Below are 7,013 nucleotides of genomic sequence, written 5' to 3' on the forward strand. Positions count from 1 at the left end.
CGGCTTGCAGTTGCGGACGCATGGCAGGGCCAACCCGAGTCAGCAGCAGGGGAAGCCACAACCGCAGCAGCTCGATCAGCTCCCGCTCTTCATTCAGATCACTGCTTTGGTAGCTGCAGAGTCCGCGAACCCTCTCCGGCAGTTGTGGTGATCGGATTAGTTGCTGCAAAGCATCGACCACCCTGATAGCGATCACTTCAAACAGCTCCACAGCCAACAGGGCCACCACGCCGCGGCTGATCACGGCACGAAGCGGTTCGAGTTGCAGTAGGCCGGCTCCGCAAAGCCGTTCTGTGACCGGGATTACCCTGAGCCAGCGCGCAAACGGCAGCAGCAGGGGCAGGTCGATCCAGCGGCGTAACAGGGCATCGCGCCAGCGGATCGCCGGATAGCGCTGTTTCAGGCGCCAGGCGCGCAGAAGAATGTCCAGCAAAAACAGCAGTTGAAATGGCGTGTCGATGCGCCAGCTCAAATCGCTGGGGCGGCCGTTTTCATCGATGCTTCGCCAGTAGTTGCTTTTCACCAGCGGCAGGATCTGCTGGCTCCAGAACTGACGCTCTTGGTTCCGGGGGGAGCGTTCCAGATGCTCGGGGCTCAGGAGAAGGTTGGTGGAGTCACGGGCTGATTTCAGGCCGGTGCGAGCGCGGAGTCGATTCTTGAATTTTTCAAGCGCGCCGGCTTGGCCTGAACTGATGAACGGGTTGCTGTCCATCAGCGCTGTGGTGAGCACCGCCTGGTGCTGCAGCAGGTCGGTGCTTTCAGCAGTGCTCGATCCGTTTTGCTGCAGTGCCCGATCCAGGGTGGTGTAGGCCTTGAGGTAAGCCTCGGTGTCGCGATGGGGTTTGATGCCCTTGAGGGGATCCAGCCAGGGGGTGATGTCTGGCAGCCAGGGCAGGGGAACCACCAGGGGAAGCGATGGCACCGGATAAAGATTGCGTTGCAGCCAGAAGTTGCGCAGGGGGATGTAAGTGAGGTCGATGGCGACCCAGGTGAGATTGACTGCGGCGATGACCGCAATGGCCTGGTCCCACCGGCGCCAGCTGAGCAGGCCGTATTGGGGCTTGAATGCTTGCCAGCGTGGACGGATCATGGGGCCTGCAGGCTCCCCCTATCGTGGGTCGAAAGATTGAGCCTGCCCACATTGAACGCGGAGAGAGGGCCTTCCGATGTGAAGGGCAGAGTGAGCACGATCTGGGAGTTCTGGGCCCCATTCCTCTTCACGGTTTCGCTGTATCTCCTGCTTCGGCAGTTCGCCTTTGAAGCCCGCTACATCCCCTCGGGATCGATGCTGCCGGGTCTTCGAGTCGGCGACAAATTGATCGTGGAGAAGCTGTCGTACCGCTCCCGACCTCCACAGCGGGGAGAGATCGTTGTGTTCAATTCTCCCAGTGCCTTCGATCTCGTTTGGAAGTTGGAAGCTGGGCAACCCAATCCACTGAAGTGCGGCTTCGTCACCTTCCCGGGCATAAGCTGGGTTGTGGATCGTGTGTTGTTGCAGCGCTATCGCGAATGTGAGGCCTGGATCAAACGGGTGGTGGGTGTCCCTGGCGATGTTGTGGAGGTGAACAGCCGTGGTGCCGTGAGCATCAACGGCACGGCCTTCAACGAGCCTTACGTCACCAACTTCTGCTCCGATCGCGACGGAATGATCGGCTGCAAGGGCCTGTATGCCGTTGTTCCCGAAGGCAACGTTGTTGTGTTGGGTGACAACCGCCGCAATAGCCAGGACGCCCGTCGTTGGCCGGGCGGCCCATTTTTGCCTGACGATCAGATCATTGGGCGAGCCGTCTTTCGCTTCTGGCCCCCTTCCCGCATCGGCCCGCTCAGCAACTGAGGCCACAGGCCACAATGCGCCCTTGAAGCTCGCGGCCCAGCCAGGGAATGTTGGCGGCAAGCGGTGCTCCAGGGGTGTGGCTGCTGATGGTCCAGCGTTGATCGGGATCGAACAGCAGCCAACGCCGGCTGCCCTGCTCAAGATGTTCAGGGGGCTGGTCGATTAGGGCCGACGGCCCAAAGCTGAGGGCCTGCCAAAGATCTTCCACGGTCCAGCGGCCCGGCCGCACCATGGCATTCCACAGCGCAGGAAGCACCACATGGTGGCCGCTGAGGCCTGCGGGGCGCTGGTCACCTGGCAACAGCATGTCTTCCGCATCCAGAGGAACAGCATGAACCGCCACGGCGGTAATCGTTCGCTGCTGAACGGCCTGGATCAACTGCTGGCGATCGTCTGGGCCACCGAGGGAAGGGCAGACGCGCCAGCCCGGATCGCTGCTGGCCAGCATGCTGCGGTCGGTCAGGAGATGCCACCAGCTCACGCTGCTCAGGGGAGGGAACTCGCAGCCTGAAAGCTGTTGCACCGCCGCTGCCGTGGAGAGGTTCATCAGCCGCAACTGTCGTTCCGGATGGCATTGATGCAGCAGCAGCAACTGGCTGAGGGGAAGGGTCTCGCTGGTGATCGGATCCGCTGGCCACCCGGCCCGCAGCGTCTCCACCCCTTCCCGCACCAGACCCTCCCCCTGCAGATCGGGATCCCGGGGTGCCACGAGCACAGGGCATCCCCCCATCTCTCCGAGCAGCAGTCCCCGTTCCAGCAACGGGGGAGGAACCATGGCGTCATCGTCCGCCAGTCCGATGGCACCGTGTTCGAGAAGATCGCCATGGGGGGCAAGTTCATCCGCCTTGCCGCCGCGGCTGAAGCCTCCCCAAAGGTGCAGGCGAACCGTTGCCGTCTGATCCTGATCGAGGCTGAATCCCTGGAGCCGCTCCGGACAATCGCGCCAGCTGCTGCTGCGGGGAAGCAGGGCAATCTGGCCGTAGCCCCCTGCGGCGGCACAGTGCCGCAGGCTCACGGCTGTTTCTTGATCCCCACTGAAGTGGGTCTCCAGGATGGAATGGGGATCCACCAGGCAGGGGGCGACCAGTTGATCCGGTGCTGGGCTGGCCTTGATGCCCAGGGCGAGGGCCTGCTGCCGGGCCTCGTCGTCAAAGCTGACGAGCGCCCCCTGGTTGATCAGGACTGCACCGCGCTGAACCGAATGTCCGGGGCCACGCAGGACGCGCACCGGATCCAGCAGCAAGGTGTCGTTCATGACGTCAGAGAGCGCCTGCTGCCGTTCGGTCAATTACGCTTCCGAAATGGGAGGTGAGGTTGAGGCAGGTCACCACTGCAGGCTGGCCTGGATCGGCGGCAACGTCGACCACCGTGACGCCACCGTTGCCTTGTTTGACGGCCCAGATGTCGGCCGGGGTCAGCCCCAACAGATCGCAGAGGATCGTTTTGTTGACGGCGTCGTGGGCCACCACCAGCACCGTTTCCTCAGGCTTCAGTGCGCCAGCGATCTCTCCCCAGCTCCGGACGGAACGGGCCCATACGTCCTGGATAGTTTCCCCCTCAGGCATCTGCATGGTTTCCGGAGCACGTTTCCAGGTGTCCAGCAGCTCTGACCAGCCATCTCTGATTTCGGATTCGAGCTTGCCTTCCCAGAGTCCGTGTCCGATCTCCACCAGTTCGTCGATCTGGGTCAGGGGCACATCGGGATGCGCCTCGAGAATAATCTGGGCCGTTTCGGTTGGGCGCGACAGAGTACTGCTCCAGGCCCGATCGATGGGGATGTCTTTGAGGAAATCGCGGGCGGCCGCGGCTTGACGGCGACCGTTCTCATTCAGCGGAATATCGATCTGCCCCTGGAAGCGCCCGGCTTTGTTCCAGTCGGTTTCGCCGTGTCGCACCAAAATCAGCCTGGCGTTTTTGCCCTTCTCCGGCAGCGGTTGTAGGTGCGTAGTGCTGTTCAGGCATTCGATCTGCACCTGGGGGCCGTTTTCTCCCGGCCGGAGGTTGAAGATGGAAAGGGAGGTGTTGTCGAGGCGGAGCCGCCGGAAGCCGTGGTCGGGTTCCCCCAGCAACACCAGCATCAGGCAGCGCAGGATGGCGTTGTGGGCCACTACCAGCACCGTATCGTTGCCGTTGGCGGGATGGCGCTTCAACAGGTTGCTGATGAAGCCTCGCGCCTGTTCCATCAGCTCAGGCAATGGCTTGTACCTCGAACCATCACGACGCTGAAGCTCCAGCTCCATGGGCCGCTGCTTCCAGATCTTGTAGGCCTCCGTTGACCCTTGCATCAGCTCGTCGATGGTCTGGCCGAACCAGGGCTCCAGATCCACTTCCAGCAGTCCGTCATCAAAGACGGGATCCGGTGTCTGGCCGCCTTGGGTCTCCAGCAGGCTCGCCGTGGTCGCGGCCGCCCGCTGCAAGGGAGAGCTGTAGATGGCCTGGATTCTCACGTCTTGGAGCGAGCGGCCTAGGGCCCTGGCCTCTTCATGTCCCTCCTCGCTGAGGTTCGAGAGATCATTGCGGCCCTGGATGCGCCGTTGCTTGTTGAAACTGCTGAGACCGTGGCGGACCAGAAGAAGAAGGGGCATGGTTCAGCGTCAGGGCGCGGCCATCGTATGGAAGCGGCCTTTCGGGGGGACAATCATGGGTAGTTGACGCCCGCTGGTGCCCAGTTCCCCACAACCGGCTGCCCCGCGCTGGAAGGGACTTCTGGCTGCCTTGTCCCTCGCTTTGGCTGGTTTCATCTGGTTGTCGGGCTTGATGGACAGCCTCTCGCGACCTTCGGTGGCACCGGCCCTGAGCCTTCAGCAGCAGGAGCTGACGCTTCTTGCTGAACCAGCGGTGCCGGTCCTGTTGCGGGATGCTCTCCTGGGGGAGTCGCCGCGGGATGCGCTGCTCAAGGCCCTGGAGGGAATCAGCTCAGAGGAGCGCAATGAGCGGCAGCAACAGATGCTCCTGTTGTTGCAGGGCCAAGGTTCCGCCGCAGCGGACCTCGACCGCAAAGGCGACGACCCTTTGCTCCAGCAGCTGCATTGCGAAGCGGGCGCCTCTGATCCAACGCTCTGCATCGATGCTGCAGCCGCAGAGCAGGCGGCGTTCCGTTTGGCCGTCAGCACGGTGCTGCCCCTGGTGACGGCCCTGCTCGGTGTCCTCCTGCTGCTCGGTCAGGCCTGGCGTCTGCTGCGAGGTCGGCTGATGGCCTGGCCTGATGTTCAGGGGCCGGAGATGACCCTGGTCGATATGGCCCTGCTGGTGGCGGGTGGCTTTGTGGTGATCAGTGCCGTTGGCGTTCCGCTGGTGGCGTTTCCGTTGGTGGGTGCACTGACGGCGGGGTTGGGCAGTCCTCGTCGTGAAGCCGTCAGCGTGGTGATCAACTACGGCGTGATGGCCCTGCCGAGCCTGCTGATCCTTTGGCGGCAAGTGCGTTCGCTGCACAAGGAGAGGGCACCGCTGGGGGGATGGATGCAGTGGCGTGTGCGTCCGCTGCTCTCAGCTCTGCGGGATGCGCTGGCGGGCTGGTTGATGGTGACGCCGGTGGTGATGCTCACGGGGTGGTTGCTCGTGCGCCTAGTGGGGGATCCCGGGGGAAGCAATCCGCTGTTGGAGTTGGTGCTAGGCAGCCGTGATCCGCTTGCCCTGGCCTTGCTTGCTCTCACTGCGGTTGTGCTGGCGCCGTTGTTTGAGGAGACGATTTTCCGCGGTGCCTTGCTGCCGGTGTTGGCGACACGGCTCGGTCCCCTCCCGGGGGTCCTGCTCAGTGGCCTGTTGTTTGCCATGGCCCACATCAGTGTTGGCGAGTTGGCACCGCTCACTGTGTTGGGGGTTGGGCTTGGCTTGGTGCGGCTCCGCAGCGGACGCCTGTGGCCCTCGGTGCTGATGCATGGGCTGTGGAACGCCGTGACGTTCCTGAATCTGCTACTGCTCTGAGCCTTGCCCCGCCTTTCTGCAGGTGGTTCACTGGCCTATTCGCCTGTGATCCCGGTGGTTGCCGCTCCGGAACAGCGTGCATCGACCACGGCTTTCGAGCTGATTCAAGGGTCACTGTCCTCCGGACGCATTGCACGACGCTCCCCTCTCCTTGGGGGGCTCCATCGCCTGATGGACGGCACGCTGCTTGGGCTGATTGCGGCGGTTGCTGTTCTGGCGGGTCTCACGTTGCACTGGCAGCATCGCTGGACGGTGGCCTTCCGTCTTCTGGAGGCAACACGCACCCAGGCACACCGGTTGACGGAATCAACCGCTGTTATGGAACAGCATCTGTTGAAGCGTTCTCAGCAGCCCAACCGCCTGGTGCCAACGCAGGTGGCCAATCTGGTGCATCTTGATCGCCCCGATCTGGGCTCTTTGCAAGTGTCCGCCTCCTCTCCCATGGCCTCGCTCCAGGCCTTGGGTGATCAACCCATCAGAGCTGGCTACTGATGACACGGCTGTCAGGGCATCGACCTGTCCGTTCGCGGCGGTCCCGCGCGCGGGTCGTTCCTCTGACCCAAGTTCCCCCCAAGCGGTTGTGGATCATTTTTTGGATCCTTGTGGCAGGCCTGACCGGTCTGTGTGGCCGCATGGCCTGGCTGCAGTTGGTGCAGGCTCCCGCCTTGGAGCAGCGCGCCCGTCAGCTGCAAACGCAGCGCACCCAGCCCCTAGGGCAGCGGCGCCCGATTGTTGATCGCACCGGGCGCTTGGTCGCGATGGATGAAAAGCGGTTTCGGCTCTGGGCCCATCCCCGCTACTTCAACATGCCTGGAGATGCACCCAATCTCGTTCGCCCTCCTGAGGATGTGGCGGCGGTGTTGGCGGATCCATTGGCTCGTCCCGTGCCTGCGCTGCTGAAGGCCATGGGAGCCCAGGCCTCAGGGATCAAATTGGCTGAGGAGCTTGATCCTGAGACGGCCGATCGCATCCGTGCTCTTGGAATCAGCGGACTGGATCTCGAGGCTTATCCCCAGCGGGTGTATCCCCAGGCGTCGTTGTTCGCCAACGTGGTGGGCTTCCTCAACGCGGAGCGGCAACCTCAAGCGGGACTTGAGCAGAGCCGTGATGGTGATCTGGCTCGCCATGAGCAAACCCGATACCTCCGGCGCGGCGCTGATGGCACTCCGTTGCCGGCTAACCTCGCCCCGGGAGCCTTCTATGGCGATGATTTACGCCTGCAGCTGACACTTGATTCCAGGCTCCAGCAGGTGGC

The 7,013-nt window shown here is 63.0% G+C and carries 6 protein-coding genes and 1 pseudogene; 4 read left to right on the forward strand and 3 right to left on the reverse strand.

Annotation, left to right across the window (positions count from 1 at the left end):
* A partial coding sequence (locus ACGVJ8_RS03135; protein WP_392345443.1) for a hypothetical protein occupies nt 1-1,090 on the reverse strand: 1,090 nt, incomplete at its 3' end.
* A gap of 90 nt (nt 1,091-1,180) precedes the next feature.
* Here ACGVJ8_RS03135 and lepB point away from each other — a divergent pair.
* Nucleotides 1,181-1,834 carry a signal peptidase I gene (gene lepB / locus ACGVJ8_RS03140; protein ID WP_392345444.1) on the forward strand — a complete coding sequence of 218 codons (654 nt, stop codon included), beginning with the start codon at nt 1,181-1,183 and terminating at the stop codon, nt 1,832-1,834.
* Here lepB and ACGVJ8_RS03145 read toward each other — a convergent pair.
* Together ACGVJ8_RS03145 and ACGVJ8_RS03150 are read right to left on the reverse strand one after the other, a co-directional pair.
* Complete coding sequence (locus ACGVJ8_RS03145) at nt 1,824-3,089, reverse strand: dihydroorotase (protein ID WP_392345445.1); 1,266 nt, start codon at nt 3,087-3,089, stop codon at nt 1,824-1,826. The two genes, lepB and ACGVJ8_RS03145, sit on opposite strands and share 11 nt — an antisense overlap.
* A gap of 4 nt (nt 3,090-3,093) precedes the next feature.
* Nucleotides 3,094-4,419 carry a histidine phosphatase family protein gene (locus tag ACGVJ8_RS03150; protein WP_392345446.1) on the reverse strand — a complete coding sequence of 442 codons (1,326 nt, stop codon included), beginning with the start codon at nt 4,417-4,419 and terminating at the stop codon, nt 3,094-3,096.
* Nucleotides 4,420-4,495: 76 nt separating this feature from the next.
* Between ACGVJ8_RS03150 and ACGVJ8_RS03155 the strand changes: the two genes are divergently transcribed.
* From ACGVJ8_RS03155 to ACGVJ8_RS03165, 3 genes and pseudogenes are all read left to right on the forward strand, one after another.
* A complete protein-coding gene (locus ACGVJ8_RS03155; protein ID WP_392345447.1) occupies nt 4,496-5,758 on the forward strand; it encodes a CPBP family intramembrane glutamic endopeptidase in 1,263 nt (420 codons plus the stop codon).
* Between the two features lie 3 nt (nt 5,759-5,761).
* Nucleotides 5,762-6,250 carry a hypothetical protein gene (locus ACGVJ8_RS03160; protein ID WP_392345448.1) on the forward strand — a complete coding sequence of 163 codons (489 nt, stop codon included), beginning with the start codon at nt 5,762-5,764 and terminating at the stop codon, nt 6,248-6,250.
* A pseudogene (locus ACGVJ8_RS03165) lies at nt 6,250-7,013 on the forward strand (penicillin-binding protein 2); the annotation flags it as partial. The gene ACGVJ8_RS03160 and the pseudogene ACGVJ8_RS03165, both read left to right, overlap by 1 nt.

Origin of the sequence: Parasynechococcus sp., assembly GCF_042954245.1 — a bacterium.
Classification (GTDB): domain Bacteria; phylum Cyanobacteriota; class Cyanobacteriia; order PCC-6307; family Cyanobiaceae; genus Parasynechococcus.